This window comes from Geothrix sp. 21YS21S-2 (genome assembly GCF_030846775.1).
Taxonomy (GTDB): Bacteria; Acidobacteriota; Holophagae; order Holophagales; family Holophagaceae; genus Mesoterricola.
Genome location: NZ_CP132910.1, coordinates 5,042,089 through 5,065,450, shown reverse-complemented (window position 1 = coordinate 5,065,450; position 23,362 = coordinate 5,042,089). Strand labels below are relative to the sequence as shown.

General features: G+C 67.6%; 22 protein-coding genes. 17 read left to right on the top strand and 5 right to left on the bottom strand.

Annotated elements, in window-relative coordinates:
* Positions 1 to 170: 170 nt before the first annotated feature.
* Positions 171 to 1,343, top strand: coding sequence for a TetR/AcrR family transcriptional regulator (locus RAH40_RS22215; protein ID WP_306599825.1), 1,173 nt, complete (start codon positions 171 to 173; stop codon positions 1,341 to 1,343).
* 33 nt (positions 1,344 to 1,376) lie between these two features.
* Positions 1,377 to 2,684 carry an acetyl-CoA hydrolase/transferase family protein gene (locus RAH40_RS22210; protein WP_306599824.1) on the top strand — a complete coding sequence of 436 codons (1,308 nt, stop codon included), beginning with the start codon at positions 1,377 to 1,379 and terminating at the stop codon, positions 2,682 to 2,684.
* Here the strand turns inward: RAH40_RS22210 and RAH40_RS22205 are convergent, their stop codons facing one another.
* Positions 2,685 to 3,482: an alpha/beta fold hydrolase gene (locus tag RAH40_RS22205; RefSeq protein ID WP_306599823.1), complete on the bottom strand. Its 798-nt coding sequence runs from the start codon at positions 3,480 to 3,482 to the stop codon at positions 2,685 to 2,687.
* Positions 3,483 to 3,835: 353 nt separating this feature from the next.
* Here RAH40_RS22205 and RAH40_RS22200 point away from each other — a divergent pair, with 353 nt between their 5' ends.
* From RAH40_RS22200 to RAH40_RS22145, 12 genes are all read left to right on the top strand, one after another.
* Positions 3,836 to 4,828, top strand: a complete 993-nt coding sequence (locus RAH40_RS22200; RefSeq protein ID WP_306599822.1) for a 3-oxoacyl-ACP synthase III family protein — start codon at positions 3,836 to 3,838, stop codon at positions 4,826 to 4,828.
* A gap of 22 nt (positions 4,829 to 4,850) precedes the next feature.
* A complete protein-coding gene (gene bktB, locus RAH40_RS22195; RefSeq protein ID WP_306599821.1) occupies positions 4,851 to 6,041 on the top strand; it encodes a beta-ketothiolase BktB in 1,191 nt (396 codons plus the stop codon).
* A gap of 95 nt (positions 6,042 to 6,136) precedes the next feature.
* Positions 6,137 to 7,426: a porin gene (locus tag RAH40_RS22190; protein WP_306599820.1), complete on the top strand. Its 1,290-nt coding sequence runs from the start codon at positions 6,137 to 6,139 to the stop codon at positions 7,424 to 7,426.
* A 31-nt stretch (positions 7,427 to 7,457) separates the two neighbouring features.
* Positions 7,458 to 8,642: a substrate-binding domain-containing protein gene (locus RAH40_RS22185; protein WP_306599819.1), complete on the top strand. Its 1,185-nt coding sequence runs from the start codon at positions 7,458 to 7,460 to the stop codon at positions 8,640 to 8,642.
* Between the two features lie 90 nt (positions 8,643 to 8,732).
* Positions 8,733 to 9,491: an ABC transporter ATP-binding protein gene (locus RAH40_RS22180; RefSeq protein ID WP_306599818.1), complete on the top strand. Its 759-nt coding sequence runs from the start codon at positions 8,733 to 8,735 to the stop codon at positions 9,489 to 9,491.
* Complete coding sequence (locus RAH40_RS22175) at positions 9,488 to 10,225, top strand: ABC transporter ATP-binding protein (RefSeq protein WP_306599817.1); 738 nt, start codon at positions 9,488 to 9,490, stop codon at positions 10,223 to 10,225. Before RAH40_RS22180 ends, RAH40_RS22175 begins: the two co-directional genes overlap by 4 nt.
* Positions 10,226 to 10,238: 13 nt before the next feature.
* Complete coding sequence (locus RAH40_RS22170) at positions 10,239 to 11,261, top strand: branched-chain amino acid ABC transporter permease (protein ID WP_306599816.1); 1,023 nt, start codon at positions 10,239 to 10,241, stop codon at positions 11,259 to 11,261.
* Complete coding sequence (locus tag RAH40_RS22165; RefSeq protein ID WP_306599815.1) at positions 11,258 to 12,331, top strand: branched-chain amino acid ABC transporter permease; 1,074 nt, start codon at positions 11,258 to 11,260, stop codon at positions 12,329 to 12,331. Before RAH40_RS22170 ends, RAH40_RS22165 begins: the two co-directional genes overlap by 4 nt.
* The gene (locus RAH40_RS22160) at positions 12,328 to 13,110 is read left to right on the top strand and encodes an enoyl-CoA hydratase/isomerase family protein (protein WP_306599813.1); all 783 of its coding nucleotides are present in this window, start codon (positions 12,328 to 12,330) and stop codon (positions 13,108 to 13,110) included. The genes RAH40_RS22165 and RAH40_RS22160 overlap by 4 nt, the downstream gene beginning before the upstream one ends.
* Positions 13,111 to 13,119: 9 nt before the next feature.
* Positions 13,120 to 14,628 (top strand): long-chain fatty acid--CoA ligase, encoded by a 1,509-nt coding sequence (locus RAH40_RS22155; RefSeq protein WP_306599812.1) that lies wholly within the window; start codon positions 13,120 to 13,122, stop codon positions 14,626 to 14,628.
* Positions 14,625 to 15,494 (top strand): MaoC/PaaZ C-terminal domain-containing protein, encoded by an 870-nt coding sequence (locus tag RAH40_RS22150; protein ID WP_306599811.1) that lies wholly within the window; start codon positions 14,625 to 14,627, stop codon positions 15,492 to 15,494. The genes RAH40_RS22155 and RAH40_RS22150 overlap by 4 nt, the downstream gene beginning before the upstream one ends.
* Before the next feature lie 131 nt (positions 15,495 to 15,625).
* Complete coding sequence (locus tag RAH40_RS22145; RefSeq protein ID WP_306599810.1) at positions 15,626 to 16,036, top strand: hypothetical protein; 411 nt, start codon at positions 15,626 to 15,628, stop codon at positions 16,034 to 16,036.
* Between the two features lie 144 nt (positions 16,037 to 16,180).
* Here RAH40_RS22145 and RAH40_RS22140 read toward each other — a convergent pair whose 3' ends face one another.
* The gene (locus tag RAH40_RS22140; protein WP_306599809.1) at positions 16,181 to 17,047 is read right to left on the bottom strand and encodes a pirin family protein; all 867 of its coding nucleotides are present in this window, start codon (positions 17,045 to 17,047) and stop codon (positions 16,181 to 16,183) included.
* Positions 17,048 to 17,056: 9 nt separating this feature from the next.
* Positions 17,057 to 17,296, bottom strand: a complete 240-nt coding sequence (locus tag RAH40_RS22135) for a CDGSH iron-sulfur domain-containing protein (RefSeq protein WP_306599808.1) — start codon at positions 17,294 to 17,296, stop codon at positions 17,057 to 17,059.
* A 113-nt stretch (positions 17,297 to 17,409) separates the two neighbouring features.
* Here RAH40_RS22135 and RAH40_RS22130 point away from each other — a divergent pair, with 113 nt between their 5' ends.
* On the top strand, positions 17,410 to 18,624 hold the full coding sequence (locus RAH40_RS22130) for an MFS transporter (RefSeq protein ID WP_306599807.1): 1,215 nt from the start codon (positions 17,410 to 17,412) through the stop codon (positions 18,622 to 18,624).
* On the opposite strand, the gene RAH40_RS22125 is transcribed toward RAH40_RS22130, so the two are convergent.
* On the bottom strand, positions 18,606 to 19,007 hold the full coding sequence (locus RAH40_RS22125; RefSeq protein ID WP_306599806.1) for an ACT domain-containing protein: 402 nt from the start codon (positions 19,005 to 19,007) through the stop codon (positions 18,606 to 18,608). The genes RAH40_RS22130 and RAH40_RS22125 overlap by 19 nt on opposite strands.
* A gap of 284 nt (positions 19,008 to 19,291) precedes the next feature.
* Between RAH40_RS22125 and RAH40_RS22120 the strand changes: the two genes are divergently transcribed.
* Together RAH40_RS22120 and RAH40_RS22115 are read left to right on the top strand one after the other, a co-directional pair.
* Positions 19,292 to 20,326 carry a rod shape-determining protein gene (locus tag RAH40_RS22120; protein WP_306602319.1) on the top strand — a complete coding sequence of 345 codons (1,035 nt, stop codon included), beginning with the start codon at positions 19,292 to 19,294 and terminating at the stop codon, positions 20,324 to 20,326.
* A gap of 174 nt (positions 20,327 to 20,500) precedes the next feature.
* Positions 20,501 to 21,286: a response regulator gene (locus tag RAH40_RS22115; protein WP_306599805.1), complete on the top strand. Its 786-nt coding sequence runs from the start codon at positions 20,501 to 20,503 to the stop codon at positions 21,284 to 21,286.
* Here RAH40_RS22115 and RAH40_RS22110 read toward each other — a convergent pair.
* Complete coding sequence (locus RAH40_RS22110; RefSeq protein WP_306599804.1) at positions 21,283 to 23,295, bottom strand: hypothetical protein; 2,013 nt, start codon at positions 23,293 to 23,295, stop codon at positions 21,283 to 21,285. The two genes, RAH40_RS22115 and RAH40_RS22110, sit on opposite strands and share 4 nt — an antisense overlap.
* Positions 23,296 to 23,362 lie beyond the last annotated feature (67 nt).

The following is a 23,362-nucleotide window of genomic DNA, read 5'->3' as shown; positions in this document are numbered from 1 at the left end:
CTCACCCCTTGCAATCCTGGGGAGTAAGGCTCCAAATGCTGAATTATGAGCAGAAAGATATCCCATGCCTTTTCGCTTGCGTGGGGGAATGGTGGAGTTTATATTTTTTAAAATACCGAATCAGTTCTCATTTTCAACCCCTGGTGCTTGGCTGGATGAAGGAGCGAGGCATGAAGACAGAGAGCCGGGGGAAGCCGGGGACCGAGGAGCGCCTGGTGGCGGCAGCGGTGCTCCTCTTTTCCAAGAAGTGGTACGGCACCGTGTCCGTGGCCGAGATCTGCCGCGCGGCAGGACTTTCCAACGGCGTCTTCTACCGCTACTTCGACACCAAGGAGGCCCTCTTCAAGGTCATCCTCGGGCGGGTCCTGGACCAGGTGCGGGAGGCGGTGGACAGCGTCCGGGGCAGCACGCCCCGGGAGCGCATCCGCAACTTCGCCGAGACCATCATCCGTTTCTCCGAGGAGCACCCCGACCTCATCTCGGTCTTCCGCGAGGGGCAGTACCGCCACATCGAGTACGAGAGGCGCCTCTCCGTCATCTACATCCACGCCCTCAGCTCGAGCCTGGGCCGGGAGATCGGGGTGCCCGAGTACCTCTACGCCCTGGGCGGCCTCCGGTTCTGCGCCATCGCCCGGGCCTTCGGCCACGCGCCGGTGGACGTCCAGTCCACCTGCGACATCCTCACCGACGGCCTCTTCCGGGGCCTCACCTTCGACCCCGCCAAGGTCTTCGGCGGCTCCGCCACGCCCCTGCCCCTCCCCCAGGAGGAGACGGCCCGGGACCGGCTCCTGCGCTCGGGCCGGAGGCTGTTCGGGGAGAAGGGCTTCTTCGAGACCAACATCCACGAGGTGACCGGCGGCGCCGGCCTGTCGGTGGGGGCCTTCTACACCTATTTCGAATCCAAGGAGACGTTCTACGCCGAGCTCATCGAGCGGGTCGGCCACGATGTGCGCGCGTTCATCTCCCGGAACCTGGCGAACCCGGATGCGGGAACGCCCAATGCCCTCGAACTTGAGCTCCGCGGACTCTGGCTCTGGGTCGTCTACCTCAACATCGACAAGTGGTGCTACAACATCGTGCGGGAGGCCGAGTTCATCCTGCCCCAGGCCGTGCGGCAGTACTACGGCGCCTTCGCCGCGGGCTACCGCAAGCGTCCCGCCCCCTACCGCGTCGTCGCCACCGCCCCCGGCGTGGACGAAGGCACCGCCATCGAATACCTCATGGGAATCGCCCACTACTTCGGAATCAAGACCGCCTTCGACGAGTCCACCGCCAACGCGCGGACCCTCGTGGACGGCGTCGGCGGCTACCTCAGCCGCGGACTCTCCGACTTCCTGGCCTAGGGCCACTCAAACATCAGTTTTTATGGAGGTTACATGAACCATCAGGAAATCTACGCCCGCAAACGGGTATCGGCGGACGAGGCCGTCACCCATATCCGCTCGGACAACGACGTCATCGTCGCCATGTGCGCCTCCGAGCCCCAGGGCTGCATGTCGAAGTTCCACACCGTGGCCGACCGGGTCGAGAACGTCCGGGTCTTCTCCTGCCTCACCCTCAAGCCGTACGACTTCTACATGCGGCCCGAGATGAAGGGCCACTTCGAACTGGCCAGCTGGTTCCATGCGCCGGGCTCCCGGGAGTCCCTGAAGAAGGGCCTGGGCCTGGTCACGTACGTGCCCAACATGCTCCACCGCGCCGCCAGCGACCGCATGCACGCGCACGTGCCCGACATCTTCTTCGGCACCTGCACCCCGCCGGACAAGAACGGCTTCGTGTCCCTGTCCCTGGGCCTCACCTACGAGAAGGACGTCATCGAGCGCGCCAGCACCGTGGTCCTCGAAGTGAACCCGCGTCTCCCGCGCACCCTGGGCGACACCCAGATCCACGTGTCGCAGGTGGACTTCTTCGTGGAACACGACCAGGAAGTGCCCGAACTGCCCGCCCCGAACCCCTCGGCCACGGACCACGCCATCGGCGCCTACATCGCCGACCTGGTGGAGGACGGCTCCACCATCCAGCTCGGCATCGGAGGCATCCCCAACGCCGCGGCCCTGGCCCTCAAGGGCAAGAAGGACCTGGGCGTGCACACCGAGATGTTCGTGGACTCCATGATGGAGCTCTACGAGCAGGGCGTGATCACGAACCTGAAGAAGGGCTTCAGGCCCGGGAAGTTCGTCACGACCTTCGCCATGGGCTCCCGCAAGCTCTACGACTGGCTCGACGACAACGTCGCCGTGGACTTCCAGCGCGGACGCTGGGTCAACGACCCCGCCGTGGTGGCGCAGAACACGAAGATGGTGTCCGTGAACACCTGCATCTCCGTGGACTTCACGGGCCAGGTGGCCAGCGAGTCCATCGGCGTGAACCAGTACTCGGGAACCGGGGGCCAGTCCGACACCGCCCAGGGCGCCGTGGCCGGCATCGACGGCAGGGGCAAGAGCATCATCGCCTGCTACAGCACCGCCAAGGGCGGCACCCTCTCCACCATCGTGCCCATGCTCCCCGAAGGCTCCGCCGTGACCCTGCACCGGTCCTACGTGGACCACGTGGTCACCGAGCACGGCGTGGCCCGCCTCCGGGGCCGCACCGTGCGCGAGCGCACGCACGAGCTCATCAACGTCGCCCATCCCGACTTCCGCGCCACCCTCACGGAGCAGGCGCAGAAGCTCGGCTACATCTGATCAGGCGGAATGCTTGGCCAGGAAGCCGAGGATGATGCTGTTGACCTCCGCCGCCTTCTCCACCACGACCACATGCCCGGAATCAGGAACCAGATGGAACTCCGAACCGGCAATCCCCCGATGCATGATCTCGCCGTACTTCCTGGGCTTGAGCACATCGTTCTCCGCCGACGCGATGCAGGCGGGGGCCTTGATGCGGCCCAGGTCGGCGGTGACGTCGAAGCGCTGGAAGCTCTCCAGCAGCCTCACGGCCGTGGGCAGGTCGAGGGTCGCGTAGCGCTCCTCGGCCATGGGGATCAGCTCGGGGTGCAGGGTCAGGAAGTGCTCGCCGTACACGTCCGGGAAGGTGAGGCGGAAGAAGGCGGCGCCGTCACCGAGCCGGGCGGCGATGATCCAGCGGTCGATGATCGCGCGGCAGATCGGGTCGCTGTGCGAAACGGACGCGATGATCGTCAGGGTGCGGACGCGCTCGGGATAGGCGATGCCCATCATGAGGTTCAGTTCGCCGCCGTAGGACGTCCCCACCATGTGCGCCTTCTCGAGGTCCAGCGCGTCCATGAGCGCCACCAGGTCGTCCGCATGCAGCTCGAAGGAATACTCCCCTCCGGGATGGTCGCTCTGCCCCTGGCCGCGCATGTCGTAGGTCAGCACGCGGTACCGGCGCGCCAGCTCGGGCAGCTGGAAGGCCCAGGACGTGGTGTTCATGAACACCCCGTTGTTGAGGATCACCAGCTCGCCGTCCGCGGGCCCGTGGAATTCGTAGAACATCTGGATGTCGTTGATGCGGATGCGTGGCATCGGAATCCTCCTGCTGGTTGTCACGGGGTCTTGGGGATACGGCATTATGCTCCCCGCTGGAAGGTCCAGGGCAACCCTTGGATCTCTCATCATGCAAAGAAACACAATTGGTATCATTTAAGAGTTAAGTATCCTATTTACACACATATAGAATAAACGATTCAGTTCTCATCTTTTGGCTTGACAGGTTTTTTGATAGGTAGACAATTTCAAAGCAAACCAATCGTTCGTTTTCTTTAGGCCCCCTCCCTTGGGGAGGCATGGCGAGCCGGAAAAGGATCTGCCGACTCGCTCATGGAAGGTGGTCACCGGCCCGGACCAGACCCGCGCAAGAACCTATACAGGAGCTAGTGATGGAACGATACGCCACCATCGCATCCACAGGCTGCTATCTGCCTGGGATCAAGGTGCACAACGACGAGCTGCGCAAGACCTTCGCCCACCTCCCCGAGTTCATCGACAAGATGGAGGCCTCCAGCGGAATCCAGTGCCGCTGGCACGCGCCCGAGGACTGGGCCACCTCCGACCTGGCGCTGCCCGCCGCCCAGCAGGCCCTTGAGCGCGCCGGCCTGAAGCCCGAGGACGTGGACCTCATCATCCTGGGCACCGACTCGCCCGACTACATCACCCCCGCCACCTCCGTGGTGCTGCAGCACAAGCTGGGCGCCGTGAACGCCGGCACCTTCGACATCGGCTGCGCCTGCGCGTCCTTCCCCACGGCGCTGGCCACGGGCGCGGGCTGGATCACCGCCAACCCGATGATCAAGACGGTCCTGGTGGTGGGCGTCTACCTCATGCACAAGCTCACCGAGGCGGGCGATCCCATGGGCTTCTTCTACGGCGACGGCGCGGGAGCGGCGGTGCTGGTGGCCTCGGACCGCCCCGGCTTCCTGGGCGCGGCGGCGCAGGCCGGCGGCGCCTACCACAAGCACTGGGGCATCTATTCGGGCGGCACCTACGAGCCCGCCACGGTGGAATCGGTCAAGGCCGGCCGCACCATGGTGAAGATGATCGAGCGCTACCCCCCCGAGATCAACCACGAGGGCTGGCCCCGGGTCGTGCGCAAGCTGGCCGCCAACTGCGGCTTCGCGATCCCCGACATCGACTTCATCGTCTTCACCCAGGTGCGCAAGGGCTCCATCGAGCTGGTCATGGAGAACCTGGGCCTGCCCATGGAGAAGACGCACACCATCATGGAGGAATGGGGCTACACGGGATCGGCCTGCATCCCCATGGCCCTGCACGACGCCCTCGAGAAGAAGAAGATCCGCTCCGGCGACCGCCTCGTGCTGGTGGGCTCCGGCGTCGGCTACAACCAGGCCGCCTGCGCCCTGATCATGCCCTGACGTTTCCCCGAGGAGTCGATTCATGTGCTGTAAACGGGACATCCTGGTGCTGAGCGGCGTGCGGACCGCCATCGGCGCGTTCGGCGGGAGTCTCAAGGATCTGGCTCCGAGCGAACTGGGCGGACGGATCGTGGCCGAGGCCATCCGGCGCTCCGGGGTGGATCCTGCGGCCATCCAGCAGGGCTTCGTCGGCAACATCCTCCAGACCGAACCCCGGGACGCCTACCTCTCCCGGTACTGCTGCCTGAAGGGCGGCATGTCCCACGCGTCGGTGGCCATGGGCGTCAACCGGCTGTGCGGCTCGGGCCTCCAGGCCGTCGTCAGCGCCGCGCAGCAGATCGAGCTGAGCGAGGCGGAGTTCACCCTGGGCGGCGGCGTGGAGTCCATGACCCGCGCCGGCCACCTGGTGCCCGGAGCCCGCTGGGGAGCCCGCATGGGCGACCTGCGCATGCTGGACATGCTGATGGGCACCCTCAACGATCCCTTCAGCTCCGCCCACATCGGCATGACGGCCGAGACCCTGGCGGCGAAGTGGGGGATCACCCGCGAGGAGCAGGACGCCCTCGCCCTGGAATCCCACCGCCGCGCGGCCCAGGCCATCGCCGAGGGACGGTTCCGGGACCAGATACTGCCCATCGAGCAGTCCACCCGCAAGGGCACCGTCGTCTTCGACCAGGACGAGCACGTGCGGAAGGACGTCACCCTGGCCAGCCTGGCGGCGCTCCGCCCCGCCTTCCTCGCCGAGGGCGGCACCGTCACCCCGGGCAACGCCTCGGGCATCAACGACGGCGCGGCGGCCCTGGTGCTGGCCGAAGCCAAGGCCGCGGCCCGCGCGGGCGCAACCCCCCTGGCCCGCGTCGCCGGCTGGGGCCTGGGCGGCGTCGACCCCGCCCTCATGGGCGAGGGGCCCATTCCCGCGGTCAAGGCCGCCCTGGCCTTCGCCGGCCTCAAGCTCTCGGACATCGACGTCATCGAATCCAACGAGGCCTTCGCGGCCCAGTCCCTCGCCGTGAGCCGGGGCCTCGATCTTGACCCGGCCAGGACCAACATCAACGGCGGCGCCATCGCCCTGGGCCACCCCATCGGGGCCACGGGCGCCATCCTGGCCGTCAAGGCCATCCACGAGCTCAACCGGACCAGGGGCCGCTATGCCCTGGCCACCCTCTGCATAGGCGGCGGACAAGGCATCGCCGCAATTTTCGAGCGGGTCTAGCAGACCCGGCACCGCGCAGCACCTGCAGTTCTCCCCTCCCCCTCCACGGATCCGGGTTCACCAACCCCATCCACCCTTTCAACGAAGGAGCCAGAATGAACGTCAAGCTCGCAATCATCGCCGCGTCGGTCGCAGCCACGACCCTCCCGGCCCAGACCCCGATCGCGGTCACGGGCGCCACCAACATCTCCATCTCGGGCCTGCTGTCGGTGGGCGTGAAGAACTCCTCCATCAGCCAGGGCAACGCTGCCGTCGGGCGCAACACCGCGACCGAGACCCACGTCGACGACAACACCTCGCGCCTGATCGTGGCGAGCAACTCGAAGATCGCCGACGGCTGGAACGTCCTGTTCCGCCTCGAGAGCCGCTTCACCCCCAACGTCCGGCCCGGTGACGCGCTCCTGCAGCCCCTGGGCGGCCCCCCCGCGGGCTACAGCGTCGGCGACGCCACCGGCTGGGCCGACGGCGACACCTTCGGCGGCGTCTCCTCCCCCTACGGCACCATCACCGTCGGCAAGTCGACCCTCTACTACACCGACACGATCTCCGCCGGCTACCTGGCCCCCGTCCTCGAGCAGCCCGGCGAGTCCTACCGGATCTGGGATGCCAACGGCCTGGCCTCCTTCAACATCCTGTCCACCTACAACACCGGCACCGTGACCAACGGCGTGCTCGCCCCCGCCACCCGCAACATCCTGGGCAACACCCGCTCCCGCAACGTCGTCCGCTACGACTCCGTCTATTTCAAGCCCGGCGCCGGCAACCTCCTCAACTTCTCCCTCGCCTGGTCCAAGAACGCCGCCGGCCCCCAGAACGTCTTCGTCTCCAACGCCAACGGCTCCACCTATGAAGGCGGCCAGACCGTCTACGCCAAGGCCGTCTTCAACGGCCACGGCTTCTCCGCTTCCGCCAGCTACCTCGACCAGAAGATGCAGGGCGTGCTCGCTTCCGCCCCCCTCACCGAGCTGAAGGCCACGCGCCTGGGCGTCTCCTACAAGATCCAGGGCCTCAAGTTCGGCGTCATCCTCGACGACACCAACATGATCAACGGCATCACCACCGGCACGGTCCTCTCCGACGCCAAGCGCACGGCCTTCGAAGTGCCCGTTTCCTACTCCTTCGGGGATCATGCCTTCTACGCCACGTACTCGGCCGCCGGCAAGACGTCCTCCCTCGACAAGACCGGCGCCAAGCAGCTGAACCTGGTCTACGACTACGCCATGACCAAGCGCGCCTTCATCGGCGTCTACTACACGAAGATCGACAACGACACCAACGCCTACTACCAGCCCTTCCTCACCGGCTACAGCCCCTTCGGCGGATCGGCCATCGCCAAGGGCGAAAGCTGGCGCCAGGTCGGCATCATCATGAACTACTGGTTCTAAACTAAACCCAAGCCCATCATCAGGAGGTTCCATGAAACTGAAGAGCATTCTCCTCGGCGGCCTCGCGGTCGCCATGGCCCTGGCGGCAGGCACCGTCTCGGCCCAGGACATCAAGATCGCCCACGTCTATGACAAGACGGGGGTCCTGGAGGCCTACGCCAAGCAGACCCAGACCGGTCTGATGATGGGCCTGCAGTACGCCACCAAGGGCACCATGATGGTCAACGGCCACAAGCTGGTGCTCATCGAGAGGGACAGCCAGGGCAAGCCCGACGTGGGCAAGTCCCAGCTGGCCTCCGCCTTCGCCGACGACAAGGCCGACATCGCCGTCGGCCCCACGTCGTCCGGCACCGCCCTGGCCATGCTGCCCGTGGCCGAGGAGTACAAGAAGATCCTCCTGGTGGAGCCGGCCGTGGCCGATTCCATCACCGGGGACAAGTGGAACCGGTACATCTTCCGCACCGGCCGCAACTCGTCCCAGGACGCCATCTCCAACGGCGTCGCCCTGGACAAGGAGGGCACCAACATCGCCACCCTGGCCCAGGACTATGCCTTCGGCAAGGACTTCGTCAAGGCCTTCAAGGGCGCCCTCAAGCACGCCAAGCTCGTGCACGAGGAATACCTGCCTGCCAACACCACGGACTTCACGGCCGGCGCGCAGCGCCTGTTCGACAAGCTCAAGAACCTCAAGGGCCGCAAGATCATCTTCATCAACTGGGCAGGGGCCGGCAATCCGTTCAAGATCGCGGACCTGGACCCCAAGCGCTTCGGCATCGAGATCGCCACCGGCGGCAACATCCTGCCGGCCCTCGCGGCCTACAAGCCCTTCCCCGGCCTGGAAGGCGCGGCCTACTACTACTACGAGATCCCCAAGAACCCGATCAACAAGTGGCTGGTCGACGAGCACATGAAGCAGTTCAAGACCCCGCCCGACTTCTTCACCGCCGGCGGCATGTGCGCGGGCCTCGCCGTCGTTGAAGCCCTCAAGAAGACCGGGGGCAACACCAACACCGAGAAGCTCATCGCCACCATGGAAGGCATGTCCTTCGAGACCCCCAAGGGCAAGATGACCTTCCGCAAGGAAGACCACCAGGCCATGCAGACCATGTACCACTTCAAGATCAAGGTCGATCCCAACGTCGCCTGGGCCATCCCCCAGCTCGTCCGCGAGATCAAGGCCGAGGAAATGAACATTCCCATCAACAACAAGCGCTAGGACGTACCGTGGCCGGTGGCGCGGGGGCCGACCCCTCCGCGCCACCGGTTACACTCAGGCATCCCGATCACCCACCCCATACGAGCGTCAATGACCTTCGCCCTTGAAACCCAAGATCTGACCATCCGGTTCGGCGGCCACGTGGCCGTCAACGCGGTGTCCTGCGGGTTCGCCCCCGGCACCCTGACAGCCATCGTCGGGCCCAACGGCGCCGGCAAGACCACCTACTTCAACCTCATCTCGGGCCAGCTCAAGGCCAGCTCCGGGAAGGTGTTCCTGCACGGGCAGGACATCAGCTCCACCTCGGCCCCCCAGCGGAGCCACCGCGGCATCGGCCGCGCCTTCCAGCTCACGAACCTGTTCCCCTACCTCACGGTCCTGGAGAACATCCGGCTGGCGGTGCAGTCGCGCGCGGGCCTGGGGCTCAACCTCTGGAGCATCTGGAGCAACCACAAGGAACTCATCGGCCGCGCCGAGGAGGTGCTGGAGACCGTCGCCCTCACCGGGAAGCGGGACTGGGCCGCCGCCGCGCTGCCCCACGGCGACCAGCGCAAGCTGGAGGTGGCCATCCTCATGGCCCTGGAGCCGGACGTCTTCATGTTCGACGAGCCCACCGCGGGCATGAGCGTGGACGAGGTGCCGGTGATCCTGGACCTCATCCGCGGCCTCAAGACGCGCAGCGACAAGACCATCCTCCTCGTGGAGCACAAGATGGACGTGGTGCGCGAACTCTCGGACCGCATCATCGTGCTGCACAACGGAGCCCTCGTGGCCGACGGCGCGCCGGCGGACGTGATCGCCTCGCCCATCGTGCAGGAAGCCTATCTGGGCATCGAGGTGGCCAAATGACGAACCCGCTCCTGCACCTCGAAGGGGTTCACACCCACATCGGCGCCTACCACATCCTCCAGGGGGTGGACCTCCAGGTCGCCCACGGCGAGATGACCGTCCTGCTGGGCCGCAACGGCGCCGGCAAGACCACCACCCTGCGCACCATCATGGGCCTCTGGAACCCCTCCAAGGGCTCCGTCAAGTTCGAGGGCCAGGACATCGGCGCCTTCCAGACCCCCGACATCGCCCGCCTGGGCATCGCCTACGTGCCGGAGAACATGGGCATCTTCGCCGACCTCACCGTGCGCGAGAACATGATCCTCGCCGCGCGCGGCGCCCGCCGCATCGAGGACGTGGACCAGAAGCGCCTGGACTGGATCTTCGGCCTCTTTCCGGCCATGAAGAAGTTCTGGCAGCATCCCGCGGGCCTCCTCTCCGGCGGCCAGAAGCAGATGCTCGCCGTGGCCCGGGCCATCGTCGAGCCCCGCAAGCTGCTGCTCATCGACGAGCCCAGCAAGGGCCTGGCGCCCGCCATCATCCAGAACATGATCTCGGCCTTCCGCGAGCTCAAGCAGACCGACACCACCATCCTGCTCGTGGAGCAGAACTTCAATTTCGCGCGGCAGCTCGGGGACCAGGTCGCCGTCATGGACAACGGCCGCGTCGTGCACGCGGGCACCATGGCCGCGCTGGCCGAGGACGAGAAGCTGCAGCAGAGCCTGCTGGGCCTTTCCCTGGGGGCCCATCAATGATCAAGGAGTGCAGATGAGTTCTCCCGCCACCACGGTCCCCGTCGCCGACGCCCTGCCGGCCGTCAAGATGGATCGCCTCCCCCTGCTGCTGGTGCCGGTCCTGGCGCTCGTGGCCCTGCCCTTGACCGGGTCCTTCTCCACCTGGGTGACCCTCACCTTCGCGGGCCTGGCCATGGGGATGATCATCTTCATCATCGCCTCGGGCCTCACCCTGGTCTTCGGCCTCATGGACGTGCTCAATTTCGGGCACGGCGTCTTCATCACCCTCGGGGCCTTCCTGGCCACCACCGTCCTGGGCTCCATGTCGGCCTGGACCGAAAGCGAGAGCCTGATCCGGAACCTGGGCGCCATCTTCCCGGCCATCCTCGTCGCCATGGTCGTGGCGGGCATCGTGGGCCTGGCTTACGAGCGCGTCATCATCCGTCCCGTGTATGGCCAGCCCCTCAAACAGATTCTCATCACCATGGGCGGCATGATCGTGGGCGAGGAGCTCATCAAGGTCGTGTGGGGGCCGGAGTCCGTGCCCCTGCCCCTGCCCGCGGCCTTCCGCGGCTCCCTCCTCTTCGGCGAGGCCGCGGTCGAGAAGTACCGCATCGCAGCCGTGGTGGTGGGCCTGGCGGTGTTCGCCATCCTGTACTGGGTCCTCAGCCGGACCAAGGTGGGCCTCCTGATCCGCGCCGGCGTCCACGACCGGGAGATGGTCGAGAGCATGGGCTACCGCATCAAGCGCCTGTTCATCGGCGTGTTCGTGGCGGGCTCCGCCCTGGCGGGCCTGGGCGGCGTGCTCTGGGGCCTCTACCAGCAGGGCGTGACGCCCCAGATCGGCAGCCAGGTCAACGTCCTGCTCTTCATCGTCATCATCATCGGCGGACTGGGCTCGGTGGGCGGCTGCTTCCTCGGGGCCCTCCTGGTGGGGCTGATGGCCAACTACACCGGCTTCCTCGCCCCCAAGGTGGCGCTCTTCTCCAACATCCTGCTGATGGTGCTCGTCCTGGTGTGGCGGCCCAGAGGGCTCTACCCGGTGGTGAACCGATGATCCTCAAAAGCCTCTTTTCCGGCGACATGCCCCGCAGCCGCGTGCTGACGGTTCTCCTCCTCCTCATCCTGGCCGGGCTCCTGCTCACGCCCTTCGTCTTCCCCGGCGCCAAGTCCATCAACGTCGCCGCCAAGATCTGCATCTTCATCGTGCTGGTGTCCAGCTTCGACCTGGTGCTGGGCTACACCGGCATCGTCTCCTTCGCCCACACGATGTTCTTCGGCATCGGCGCCTACGGCGTCGCCATCGCCCTGACCCACATGGGCCCCACCTGGGGCGCGGTGGCCGCGGGCGTCGCGGTGGCCCTCGTCCTGTCCCTGGTGCTCTCCCTGGTCATCGGCCTCTTCAGCCTCCGGGTGAAGGCCATGTTCTACGCCATGATCACGCTGGCCGTGGCCACCGCGTTCATGACGCTGGCCTCCCAGCTCTCGGACCTCACCGGCGGCGAGGACGGCCTCAGCTTCAAGGTGCCGACCATCCTGCAGCCCAGCTTCTCGCTGCGGGAGGCGCCCTTCCTGGGCGTGTCCCTGGACGGCAAGCTCATCTCCTTCTACCTGCTCATGGCCGTCACCATCGTGCTCTTCCTCGTCATGCTGCGCATCGTCAACTCCCCCTTCGGGCGGGTGCTGCAGGCCATCCGCGAGAACGAGTTCCGGGCCGAGGCCCTCGGCTACCGGACGGTGGTTTACCGTACCGTCTCCAACGTGCTGTCGGCCCTCTTCGCGACCCTGGCGGGGTGCCTGCTGGCCATGTGGCTGCGCTACAACGGGCCCGACACGTCGCTCTCCTTCGAGATCATGATCGACATCCTCCTGATGGTGGTCATCGGGGGCATGGGGACCATGTACGGCTCGGTGGTGGGCGCCACCCTCTTCCTGGTCGCCCAGAACTACCTGCAGGACCTCATGAAGCTCGGCAGCACCGCCGCCAGCGGCGTGCCCTTCCTGCGCAACCTCCTGGCCCCGGACCGCTGGATGCTCTGGCTGGGCCTCCTGTTCATCCTGAGCGTGTACAAGTTCCCCACCGGCATCGTCGGCAAGCTCAGGGCGAGGCTGCGGAGCGCCACATGAGCCTGGTCCGCCTGGAGACCGCAGGAGGCGTGGCCCGGGTCACGCTCTGCCGGAAGGGCATGCAGAACGCTCTCGTGCCCGAACTGCTGGAGGACCTCCTCCAGGTGCTGGGGCAGGTGCGGCACGACCCCGGCGCGCGGGCGGTGCTGCTTTCCGCCGAAGGCCCCGCCTTCTCCATCGGCGGGGACATGCGCCGCTTCCAGAAGGAGCGCGGAAACCTGCTGGCGTATTCCAGCCGCCTCGTGGGCCTGCTCAACGAGGCCATCCTGGCCCTGGTCGAGCTGCCCCAGCCCGTGGTGGCCGCCGTGCACGGCGTGGTCACCGGCGGGTCCCTGGGCCTGGTGCTGGCGGCGGACCTGGTCTACCTGGCCCCCCGGGCCGTATTCAAGGCCCACTACACCACCGCGGCCTTCGGCCCCGACGGCGGCTGGACGGCCCTCGTGCCCCGCCTGGCGGGCCTGCGCCGCGCCGCCTCGGCCCTCCTGCTCAACCGCACTGTCCGGGCCGAGGACGCGGTGGAGTGGGGCCTGGCCACGGCCGAAGCCCCCGCCGACACCCTCCTGGAGGTCGCCGGGGCCGCCGCGGCCCGGCTGGCATCCTTTCCCGCCGGCACCCTGCGGGCCGCCAAGGACCTGCTTTGGGGGGACCGCACCTCCCTCGCCGCGGGCCTCGAGGCCGAGCGCAGGCACTTCCTGGAACTGGTGGCGCAGCCGGCCGCCATGGAGGGCGTCGACGCCTTCCTCCGCGATTTCCACGACTACCCGCAGGGCGACGACTAGGAGCGCACCATGCTCATCCCCGACTGGCTCTTCCGGCAGGCCCAGCAGTTCCCCCACCAGACGGCGCTCGAAGACCTGCATTCCGGGCGCACCGTCTCCTACCTTGAGCTGGACGAGCGCGCCAGCCGCTGCGCCGAGTTCTTCCGCGACCAGTGGCGCCTGCAGCCCGGGGACCGGGTGGCACTCCTGGCGCACAACTCCGCCGAGTACGTGGAGATCCTCTACGGCTGCGCCAAGGCCGGCCTCATCCTGGTGGGCCTCAACTGGCGCCTGTCCCTGGACGAGCTGAAGGCCATCGTGGACGACGCCAAGCCGGCCGCCCTCGTCTACGGCCCCGAGTTCCAGGCCAGCGGCGAGGCCCTGGTGGCCACCTTCGGCCTGGAGCGCGGCATGGCGCTGGCCCGCGGGTACGAGCCCGCCCTCGCCACCGCCAGCGGCGCCCGCATCCGCATGGGCTGGCGCGGCCACGACGACCCGTGGTACCTCCTCTACACCGCCGGCACCACCGGCAAGGCCAAGGGCGTCGTCCAGACCTTCGGGATGTGCTTCACCAACTGCGTGAACATCATGGTCCACGCCGGGATCCGCCGGGACGACGTCCTGCTGGCGGTCCTCCCCTTCTTCCACACCGGCGGCCTGAACCTCTACATGAACCCCATGCTCATGGTCGGCGGCACCACCGTCATCATGCGGCAGTTCGACGTGGACCGGACCCTGGACCTCCTGGGCGGCCGGATCACGGTGATGTTCGGCGTGCCGGCCATCTACCTGTTCCTGAGCCAGCACCCGAAGTTCGCTTCCACCGACTTCTCCCGGGTCCGCTCCTGGGGCGCCGGCGGGGCCCCCATGCCCAAGGCCGTGCTCGAGGCCTACTTCGCCAAGGGCGTGACCATCTGCTTCGGCTTCGGGATGACGGAAAGCAGCCCCACGGTGTTCCTCACCGACGAGGACACCGCCCGGAAGAAGATCGGCACCGTGGGCCTGCCCGTGATGTACATGGAGGCCAAGGTGGTGGACCCCGCCACCCGGGAGACCCTGGGCACGGGTGGACGCGGCGAGATGCTCCTGCGCGGCCCCGGCATCACCCCCGGCTACTGGAACAACCCCGAGGCCACGGCGAAGTCCTTCGAGGACGGCTGGCTGTGCACGGGCGACGTGGCCTACGTGGACGAGGACGGCTGCTTCTACATCGTGGACCGCACCAAGGACATGTACATCTCCGGCGGCGAGAACGTCTACCCCGCCGAGGTGGAGAACGTGCTCTACCAGCTGGAGTGCGTCGCGGAGACCGCCGTGATCGGCGTGCCCGACGCGAAGTGGGGGGAGGTGGGCAAGGCCATCATCGCCCTGAAGCCCGGGGCGGAGCTGACCGCCGACGCGGTCGTCGCCCACTGCAAGGCCCACCTCGCCGGCTTCAAGGCCCCCCGGCACGTGGCGTTCGTCCCCGCCCTCCCCAGAAACGCCCTGGGCAAGGTGGACAAGGCCGGATTGAGGCGGGATTTCGGAGGACTCGCATGACCATCGGACTTTCTGCATCCTACAAGCGGGTCCTCATCCAGGAGGACTTCGACCGCTTCGCGCGGCTCAGCCGCGACGACAACCCCATCCACGTGGACCCGGCCTTTGCCGCCACCAGCCACTTCGGCGCCACCGTGGCCCACGGCATGATGCTCTACGGCTGCATCGCCAAGGCCCTGGGCGAGCTCATCCCCGGCCCCGGGGCCGTGCAGCTCGAGCAGACCCTGATGTTCCCCAACGGCACCCACACCATGGAGCCCATCACCGTGAGCCTCTCGGTGGAAGGCGAGGCGGACGGCATCCTCGACATCGCCACCCTCGTCACCAAGCCCGGCCCCGACGGCGCCCCCGTGCCCTCCGCCATCGGCCGCACCCGGGTGGTGCCCCTGGACGTGCCGGTGCCCAGCCCGGACCTGGCCTCCCCCTCCGCCGAACCCGGTGACCGCGCCTTCTATGGCCTGACCCTCGGCGATTCCGTGCACGACACGCGCACCTTCACCGAGGCCGACCTGGCCGAGTACGGCGACCTCACCGGGGACCGCAACCCCCTCTTCCGGGACGACGCCTACGCCCGGTGCCGCGGCTTCGAAGGCCGCGTCATCCCCGGCCCCCTCCTGGGCGGCATGTTCTCCGACCTGCTGGGCACGCGGCTCCCGGGCCGCGGAACCGGCTGGATGAAGCAGTCCCTGCGCTACCCCGCCCCCGCCTACCCCGGCGAGCCCCTCACCGCCACGGTCACCATCACCCGGCTGCGTGCGGAAAAGGAGCTGGTGAACCTGTCCACCCGCGTGACGGCCCCCGGCGGCCGCGTGGTCTGCGACGGGGAGGCCCTGGTGCTGGTGCGCAATCTGGAAAACAAGGGCTGACCTGTGACCAAGTTCCCTTACGGTGGCCCGCCACAGGTCTATCCTGGGAAGTGAGGGAAGGCGTCCGGGCAGCCAGCAGGACATCCCCCCAACCATCTCCGGCTCCCCGCGCCCTCCCCAGGGAGGCGGTCATGATGTTGCACGTGCGGGTATCCCGGGTGGACGACTACGCCGGCGAACTCACCCAGGGCCTGAGGAAGCTGGAAGCCGAACGGGCCCGGGGCGTCCTCAGCCGAGAGGAACAGGAGGACTTCCTCCAGGACCTCGCCAAAGCCATCGACAGGAACGACTTGCGCCCCATGCGCACCCGGTCCCTCCTGGACCTCCTCCTGGCCGCCTTGACGGCCGTTGCCGCCGCCCTCCTGTCCTGGAAGCTGCCGGAGGACCACCTCCCCCACGGCGTGCTCCTGGCGCTCTGCGTCCTGAGCCTGGGCATGGCCGTGTGGCGCTACCGCCTCTTCCACCGGAGGCAGCTCCACGACCGGAAGTGGCTCCACCACCTGCAATCCGCCGTGGCCGCGGGCGGGACCATTTTCGATTAATTCTATTAAGCTTTCCTCGGCTACCGCCATTTCTCGAATTTTGGAGTCGGCCTCCTGCTCAACGTCCGGAACTGGCCGCTCAAGGATGGAGGAATCAAGCGCCTGATCAACACAAGGCGTTGATCCTGGAATTCGTACTCCCCCTTACGCAAGCCTTCCCATCCGGCCTGCCTGGAAATCCTCGAACGCCTGCTGGATCTCCTCCTGCGTGTTCATCACGAACGGCCCGTAGTTGGCGATGGGTTCCCGGATGGGCTCCCCGGCCAGCAACATGAGGCTGACGGGCCCGGCGGCGGCCACGGCGAGCGTGTCCCCCTCCCCCAGCAGCGCCACGGAATCCGCGGGCACCTCCCGGCCTTCGATGGTCACGGAGCCCTTCAGGGGCACGACGGCCGCCGTCCAGCCCGCCGCCACCGGCTGCTCGAACCGGGCGCCGGCCTCCAGTTCCAGATGGGCGTAGGCGATGCGGGCCGGGGTGACGGCCGGACCGGTGACGCCGGCCCATTCCCCCGCAAGAACGCGGATGCGGCCGCCGGGAATCGCCACCCAGGGCATGCTTTCGGGCTGCAGGTCCGTGTAGCCCGGGGCCGACCCCTTGTGGGCCTTGGCCAGGTTGATCCAGAGCTGCACCCCTTCGATGGGCCCGCCGGTCTCCAGGTGCTCGGGCACCGGCATCTCCTCGTGCACGATGCCCGACCCGGCGTTCATGAGCTGGGCGCCCCCGGGCCGCAGGAGGCCCGATCCGCCCGTGCTGTCCCGGTGCCGGAAGGCGCCCTGGATGAGGTAGGTGAGGGTCTGGAAGCCCTTGTGGGGATGGGGCGGGAACCCCGCGTCCGTGCCCGGGGCCAGCACCATGGGCCCGAAGTGGTCCATGAGGAGGAAGGGATCCAGGGCGCGGAAGGCGTCGGCCCCGCGCTGCCCGCGGCCCGGCACCAGCCTTGTCAGGGGGACGCGGTTGCCGTCCTCCGTGGGCTGGCCGGGGACCAGGGCGGAGACAGTCCGGTTGGCCATGGCAGCCTCCTAGAGGTTCTTGTGGGTGCCGTCGCAAAGCGGCTTGGTGCCGCTGTGCTTGCAGGCGCAGAACCACTTGTCGCCCGTGACGTCGGCCGTGTAGGCCACGGGCGTGAAGCCGGTGCCCCGATGGGACCCGTCGCACATGGGCTGGGTCCGGCTGTTTCCGCAGGCGCACCAGTGGTAGGTCTTGCCGGCCTCCACGGCGACCTTGATGGGGGCCTTCCGGGCGATGGTGGGTTCGGGCATGGGGGACTCCTCAGATGGGTAACCTTTGGCCGAGGAGGAAAGAATGGACCCCTTGGAGGCGGACGCCAAGGCCCAGCTTTACCGTAAGCTGTAAGCATATGGAGATGCAGGTGATGGAATCAGCAGACCCTTCCGCCGGGGCCGCGGAACGCCGGCGGACCCTGGCGGTGGCCTTCGCGGGCTTCAGCGCGTTCCTCGGGCTCTACGTGACCCAGCCGCTCCTGCCCATGTTCGAGCACCTCTTCAAGGCCAGCAAGGCCACGGTGAGCCTCACGCTCACCGCCTCCACCCTGGGCGTGGCCATCGCCGCCCCCCTCATCGGCTCCGTGGCGGACCGCCTCGGGCGCAAGCGGGTCATCGTCGGCTCCGCGGGTCTGCTGACCCTGGCGACCCTCCTGTCCGCCACCTCCACCGGGCTGGGGTCGCTCATCCTCTGGCGGTTCTTCCAGGGCCTGTTCACCCCCGGCGTCTTCGCCGTGACCGTGGCCTACGTGCAGGAGGAATGGGCCGGCGGCGCCGTGGGCCGGGCCCTGTCCATCTACGTCACCGGCACCGTCATCGGCGGTTTCACGAGCCGCATCGTCTCCGGGATCATCGTCTCCCACTGGCACTGGCAGTGGGCCTTCGTGGCGACCGGCGCCATGGTGGGCGCCTCCGCCCTGGTGCTGCAGGCCTGGCTTCCCAGGGAGAGCCGCTTCGCCGGCCGCGCCCGGGGCCAGTCCCTGGCCGCCGGCGCCGCCGCGCACTTCGCCAATCCCCGTCTCGTGGCCACCTTCGCCGTGGGCTTCGGCGTGCTGTTCACGCTGGTGGCCACCTTCACGTACGTGACCTTCCACCTGGCCGGCCCCCCCTTCCACCTGGGCCCCCTGGGCATCAGCCTCCTGTTCTGCACCTACCTCTTCGGCGCCGCCGTCACCCCCCCCTGCGGCCACATCATCGACCGCTACGGCCAGCGGGCCGCCCTGGCCCTGGCCATGGGCACGGGCGCCGCTGGAATGGTCCTGACCCTCGTGCCCAGCCTCTGGGTGGTCATCGCGGGCCTGGCGCTTTGCTGCTCCGGCGTCTTCGTGGCCCAGGCCTGCAGCACGAGCTTCATCGGCATGACCGCCGGCAGCAACAAGGCCCTGGCCGTGGGCCTCTACGTCACCTGCTACTACATCGGCGGAAGCGCCGGGGCGGAGCTGCCGGGGTTCCTGTGGAGGTTCGGCGGATGGCCGGCGTGCGTGGGGCTGGTGATCCTGGTGCAGCTGCTCACGATCTGGATCACGCGGGTGTTCTGGGATGTGCGCAGGGGGGGACGGGGGGAGGCCTATCCGCTGGAAGGCTGACTCAGGGCCTGAAGGACCGCCAGGGCCTCCCCGGCCCGGTCCACGGGAACGAAAAGATGGTCGTGGCAGGCACCGGCCACCACGTTGCAGCTGATGCCGGCCGCGGCGAGGGCGGTGGCCACGGCCGCTGTGAGCCCCACGGCGTGGAGGTCGGAGGTCACGGTGAGCGTGATCCAGGCGGCGCGGAACAGGATCGGCAGGCCCGCGCGGAGCGCCTGCCCCTCCTCCGCGATGAGGGTGAGCCCTTCCCGCTCCCGGAAGGTGGCGATGGCGTCCAGGTCCGGGACGGGCCCCGGAACGGAAACGAAGACGAAGACGCCCTCATGGAGTTCGGGGTCCATGGAACGAAGCAGTTCGTCGAGATCGGAGACGGGTCGGCCCATGCCCCAGTGTGCGCCGGAGGGCCGGCGTGAACAAAAAAACGAATTGCAATAGTTTGGTCACACATCTGCTCCAGTCTTCGCCATCGGCCGGATCTCAGCCTCCAATTGACCTGGAAGTCGAATCCTGGGGGCATCCACCGCCCCGCGGCCCAAATCCCCCCATGGACCCGGGTTACAATGAACCCGAAGGTTCTGGCCCGGACCAGGGCGGCCCGCAACGGGCGACAGGGGATCAACCGGCCATCCCATGGCGACCAGCACCCGAGGAGGTTCATTTGTTCAATGTGTTTTCAAGGCAGTTCTGGTCATACATGTTCACCTCGGACCTCGCCATCGACCTGGGGACGGCCTCCGTGCTCGTCCACACCCGGCAGGCCGGGCGCATCGTGATCTTCGAGCCCTCCATCGTCGCCCTCAACACCCGCACCCACGAAGTCGAGGCGGTGGGGGACGAGGCCAAGCAGCTGCTCGGGCGGACACCCCAGGGGGTGCACACCATCCGGCCCATGAAGGACGGCATGATCTACGAAGTGGACGCGGCCGAGAAGATGCTGGCCGCGTTCATCCAGAAGGCCCGGCCCCGGCGCACCTGGGCCCGGACCCGGATCGTGGTGAGCATCCCCCCCATGGCCCACCAGGTCGCCCGGCGCGCCATGAAGCAGGTCTGCTACGACGCCAAGGCCAGCGAAGTCTTCCTGGTGGACCAGACCATGGTGGCCGCCATGGGGGCGGGGATCGCCATCAACGAGAAGCGCGGCTGCATGATCGTCGATATCGGCGGCGGCACCACGGACGTGGCGGTCATCTCGTTCAACGGCAAGGTCTTCTCGGATTCCATCGGCATCGCCGGGGACGAGATGGACGATGCCATCAACCGCTACATCTTCGAAAAATACAATCTACTCATATCCGCCACGGCGGCGGAGCAGGTCAAATGGGGCCTCGGCTCGGCCTACCCGTCCACGACGGCCCGGACCATGGCCATCGCGGGGCGGGACCAGTTCGAGGGCCTGCCCAGGACCATCACCCTGACCGAAGCGGAAATCATGGAGGCCCTGGCCGAACCCATCGCCGCCATCGTCGGCCTGGTGCGCAAGGCCCTCCACGAAACGCCCCCCCAGCTGGCAGCCGACCTGGTGGACCGCGGCATCTGCCTCACCGGCGGCGGCTCCAAGATCCAGGGCCTGGACATCCGCCTCAGCAAGGAGACCCACCTGCCCTGCTACCGGGCCGAGAACCCCGAGACGGCCGTGGTGCGGGGCACCGCCATGCTCCTGGAGGACATCCCCTTCCTGAGGCGGATCCAGATACGGGAATAGCCCGGGATCCACGCCCACCATCCCTGACCGGATCCTGCTATCCTTTTCAAGTCCAATCCTAGCAAGCGAGGAGGAGCGGGCGCCTTGGCCGGCGAATGGGCCGTGGACGATGGACAGCGACCCGCAGGGGTCCCGATCCATCCCGTGCGTATGGGCGATGGAGGAGTGCCTGGTATGGCAAGGATCATGGTGGTGGACGACAACCCGATGGCGCGCCTCTTCGTGGCCAACAGCCTCCGGCCCCTGGGCCACGAGGTGGAGGTCGTGGAACCCAGCTGCCTCTATGAAGTCTTCAAGGCTCTGCACGAGAACCCGCCCGACCTGCTCATCACGGACCTGGTCATGCCCCTCTGCCCGGGCCTGACCCTGCTGCGCTTCTGCCTGGAGGACGCCCACCTGGACAAGCTGAGGATCGTCGTCCTCACCAGCGACGGCGACCGGGACCTGGGCCAGTTCCTTCAGAAGTGCGGCAACATCCATTACATCGCCAAACCCGTCTCCCCCGCCGTCCTGGCCCAGGACGTGGCGCGGTTCCTTGACGGGACCCTCGTGCTGAACCACGGCTGGGACCTGGCCTGCCAGGGCGTGGTGGCGGTGGTGGACGACAGCCGCATGACCCGGGCCTACCATTCCAGCTGCCTGCGCAAGTTCGGCTTCCGCCCCGTGGAGGTGGACCCCAGGGAACTCCTCGCCACCCGGCGCGCCCTGGAGGAGCTCCGGCCCGACCTGATCCTCCTGGACTACCAGATGCCCGCCTTCAACGGAGACGCCCTGCTGCGCGCCATCCGCGCCACCGGGACGCTCAAGGACACCCCGGTGCTCGTGGTGACCAGCCACCAGGGGGCGGAAATGGAAAGCCGCCTGGAGAGCTTCATGGGTGTCGGGATCGCCAGCAAGCCCGTGTCCGTCGACGATCTTTTCGTCCGGGTGAAGGAGATCCTGGCCGCGCCGGTGGCCTAGGCCGCCTTTTCCAGGGTCACCTGCGCCTGGATGGCGCTGCGGACCAGGTCCAGGTGCTTCTTGAGGTCGGTGCCGTCGCGGCCCAGGTTCTGGAGGGTCGTGACCTTCACCCGCGCGGTGATCTCGCCCGTGGACGGGTTCTGGCGGACGTCGAGCTGGACCGAGCCCCACAGCGTCTCCTGGGAGGACTCCACCGGCTCCGCCAGGCGGTAGCCCTTGGGGACCACGAGCGTGCTGGTGGCCTCCTGGATGCCTCGGTAGGGCAGGAGCACCGGCTCCTCGCGAGGTTCGGCCAGGCCGGAGGGCAGACGCAGGTCGGAGGCCAGGCCCGGGAACAGCCTGCAGGTCAGGGTGGCGCCCGGATTCAGGGCCACGGTGCCCTCGGCGGTGCAGGCCAGGGGCTTGCTCACGTCGACGGCGTCGGCCACCGCCACCTTGGCCACGGCCAGTCCCGCCTTCTCCAGGGCCTGCTTGAACCAGGCTTCACGTTCGGCGGGGGCCTTGGGGCCCAGGACGTTCCGGGCCAGGAACGCCGATGAGCCCGTGAACCGGGCCTCCAGGTCGACCTTGGCCTCCTTGCCGGTGGCGTCCACCCGGATGACCCAGGCGCGCCGGCTGGCCTCGGCCGGCATGGCGCTGATCTCGCCGATGCGGGTCTTCCAGGTGGTGGCGTCGATGATCATGGCCTTGGTGTCCTGGAAGTGGGGCGAGACTTCGCCCGGAGGCAGCATGCGGTTGGTCGGATCCAGCCAAAGCACCGGCTGGCCCGCCTCGGCCACGCCCAGCAGGTTCTGGGTGAACTGGAAGGGCGTGCGCAGATCGGGATCCACCATCCACCCGCGGCGATCGGCGACCATGCCCACCTGGACCGGGATCTTTTCGTCGGCCAGCAGGCAGAACAGCAGCCTGGTGATGCCCTTGTTGTCCACGTAGCCGGTCTTCGCCATGTAGTTCAGGGTGGAAACCCGGTTGTCGTCCATGGAGTACTTGATGCTGCTGTCGCCGGCCCCGGCCAGGGTGGAGGTCACCGGACCCGAGCCCGTGATGGACCCGTTCATCGGATCGTAGAACCGCGCCGAACCCAGGGCCAGCTTGCCCTCGTCCATGTTGTTGCGGTCGAAGAAGCCCGCCTTCTCGCCGAAATTCAACTGGTCCAGGTTCACGGTACGCCGGTTGAGCCGCTCGGCGATCTCCTTGGCCCGGGCCCTGGGCCCGCCGGAGAGGCCCGCCCGCAAAGCCTCCGACCAGCGCCGGTAGGGCTCGCCCTTGTCCAGGAACTTCAGGTACCAGGCCTGGTAGTACAGTTCGGTGACCTTGTCCCAGTATTCGGCCGAGGGCACATCGTGCTGCAGGTAGGAGACGCTGGGAATGGGCCGGCTGACCGCCACCCGGGGCGCCGGACGCAACGACCGGTTGGCGAAGGGCGCGGGCGGATAACCCGGCACGTTGCGGAACGTGAAGGTGGCGCCCATGGAGGTCGAGCCCTCCTCCATCTCATGGCCCCCCGGGGTCGAGAAACTGAGCGACCAGAAGAACTCATTGGACCGCTGCACGATGGCGGTCCGGGTGGGGTAGGCCGAGCCCAGGCTCCACCACCAGAAATTGCCGCAGCGCCTGGGAAGATAGCCGATGCCGCCGAGAGGCTTGCGGATCTGCACGGCCTGGCCGTAGGCGGTCTGTTCGCGCCAGGCCAGGTCCACCACGCAGTCGGTGGTCACGCCCGGGGGCACCAGCACCTCTTCCAGCGTTTCACCGTCCTCCGCGGACGCCTCCTTGCGCGACAGCATGTCCTTGCGCTTGCCCACGGCCTTCACCTTGCCGTCGGGATAGGTCACCTGGGCTTCCATGGATAGCAGCAGCTCGGGCACATCCCTCAGCTCCGCCGCCGCCAGTCCCGCGGCGCCGACGATCCGCACCCGCAGCGTCGTGTCGATCCAGCCCGGCTGGAAATCCAGCTTGCGCTCCACGATCACGGCCCCCTTGGCCGCAACCTCCGGATCCGCCTTCAAGGCCCAGACCTCGGGGGGTATGGGCGGCCATTTGGCCTCAAGCAGAGGGCCGCCACCAAGACCAAGA

What these genes read in the sequence shown, in the direction of transcription:
- RAH40_RS22215 (WP_306599825.1), top strand. Translation starts at nt 171, where the DNA reads ATGAAGACAGAGAGCCGGGGGAAGCCGGGGACCGAGGAGCGCCTGGTG.
- RAH40_RS22210 (WP_306599824.1), top strand. Translation starts at nt 1,377, where the DNA reads ATGAACCATCAGGAAATCTACGCCCGCAAACGGGTATCGGCGGACGAG.
- RAH40_RS22205 (WP_306599823.1), bottom strand. Translation starts at nt 3,482, where the DNA reads ATGCCACGCATCCGCATCAACGACATCCAGATGTTCTACGAATTCCAC.
- RAH40_RS22200 (WP_306599822.1), top strand. Translation starts at nt 3,836, where the DNA reads ATGGAACGATACGCCACCATCGCATCCACAGGCTGCTATCTGCCTGGG.
- bktB (WP_306599821.1), top strand. Translation starts at nt 4,851, where the DNA reads ATGTGCTGTAAACGGGACATCCTGGTGCTGAGCGGCGTGCGGACCGCC.
- RAH40_RS22190 (WP_306599820.1), top strand. Translation starts at nt 6,137, where the DNA reads ATGAACGTCAAGCTCGCAATCATCGCCGCGTCGGTCGCAGCCACGACC.
- RAH40_RS22185 (WP_306599819.1), top strand. Translation starts at nt 7,458, where the DNA reads ATGAAACTGAAGAGCATTCTCCTCGGCGGCCTCGCGGTCGCCATGGCC.
- RAH40_RS22180 (WP_306599818.1), top strand. Translation starts at nt 8,733, where the DNA reads ATGACCTTCGCCCTTGAAACCCAAGATCTGACCATCCGGTTCGGCGGC.
- RAH40_RS22175 (WP_306599817.1), top strand. Translation starts at nt 9,488, where the DNA reads ATGACGAACCCGCTCCTGCACCTCGAAGGGGTTCACACCCACATCGGC.
- RAH40_RS22170 (WP_306599816.1), top strand. Translation starts at nt 10,239, where the DNA reads ATGAGTTCTCCCGCCACCACGGTCCCCGTCGCCGACGCCCTGCCGGCC.
- RAH40_RS22165 (WP_306599815.1), top strand. Translation starts at nt 11,258, where the DNA reads ATGATCCTCAAAAGCCTCTTTTCCGGCGACATGCCCCGCAGCCGCGTG.
- RAH40_RS22160 (WP_306599813.1), top strand. Translation starts at nt 12,328, where the DNA reads ATGAGCCTGGTCCGCCTGGAGACCGCAGGAGGCGTGGCCCGGGTCACG.
- RAH40_RS22155 (WP_306599812.1), top strand. Translation starts at nt 13,120, where the DNA reads ATGCTCATCCCCGACTGGCTCTTCCGGCAGGCCCAGCAGTTCCCCCAC.
- RAH40_RS22150 (WP_306599811.1), top strand. Translation starts at nt 14,625, where the DNA reads ATGACCATCGGACTTTCTGCATCCTACAAGCGGGTCCTCATCCAGGAG.
- RAH40_RS22145 (WP_306599810.1), top strand. Translation starts at nt 15,626, where the DNA reads ATGATGTTGCACGTGCGGGTATCCCGGGTGGACGACTACGCCGGCGAA.
- RAH40_RS22140 (WP_306599809.1), bottom strand. Translation starts at nt 17,047, where the DNA reads ATGGCCAACCGGACTGTCTCCGCCCTGGTCCCCGGCCAGCCCACGGAG.
- RAH40_RS22135 (WP_306599808.1), bottom strand. Translation starts at nt 17,296, where the DNA reads ATGCCCGAACCCACCATCGCCCGGAAGGCCCCCATCAAGGTCGCCGTG.
- RAH40_RS22130 (WP_306599807.1), top strand. Translation starts at nt 17,410, where the DNA reads ATGGAATCAGCAGACCCTTCCGCCGGGGCCGCGGAACGCCGGCGGACC.
- RAH40_RS22125 (WP_306599806.1), bottom strand. Translation starts at nt 19,007, where the DNA reads ATGGGCCGACCCGTCTCCGATCTCGACGAACTGCTTCGTTCCATGGAC.
- RAH40_RS22115 (WP_306599805.1), top strand. Translation starts at nt 20,501, where the DNA reads ATGGCAAGGATCATGGTGGTGGACGACAACCCGATGGCGCGCCTCTTC.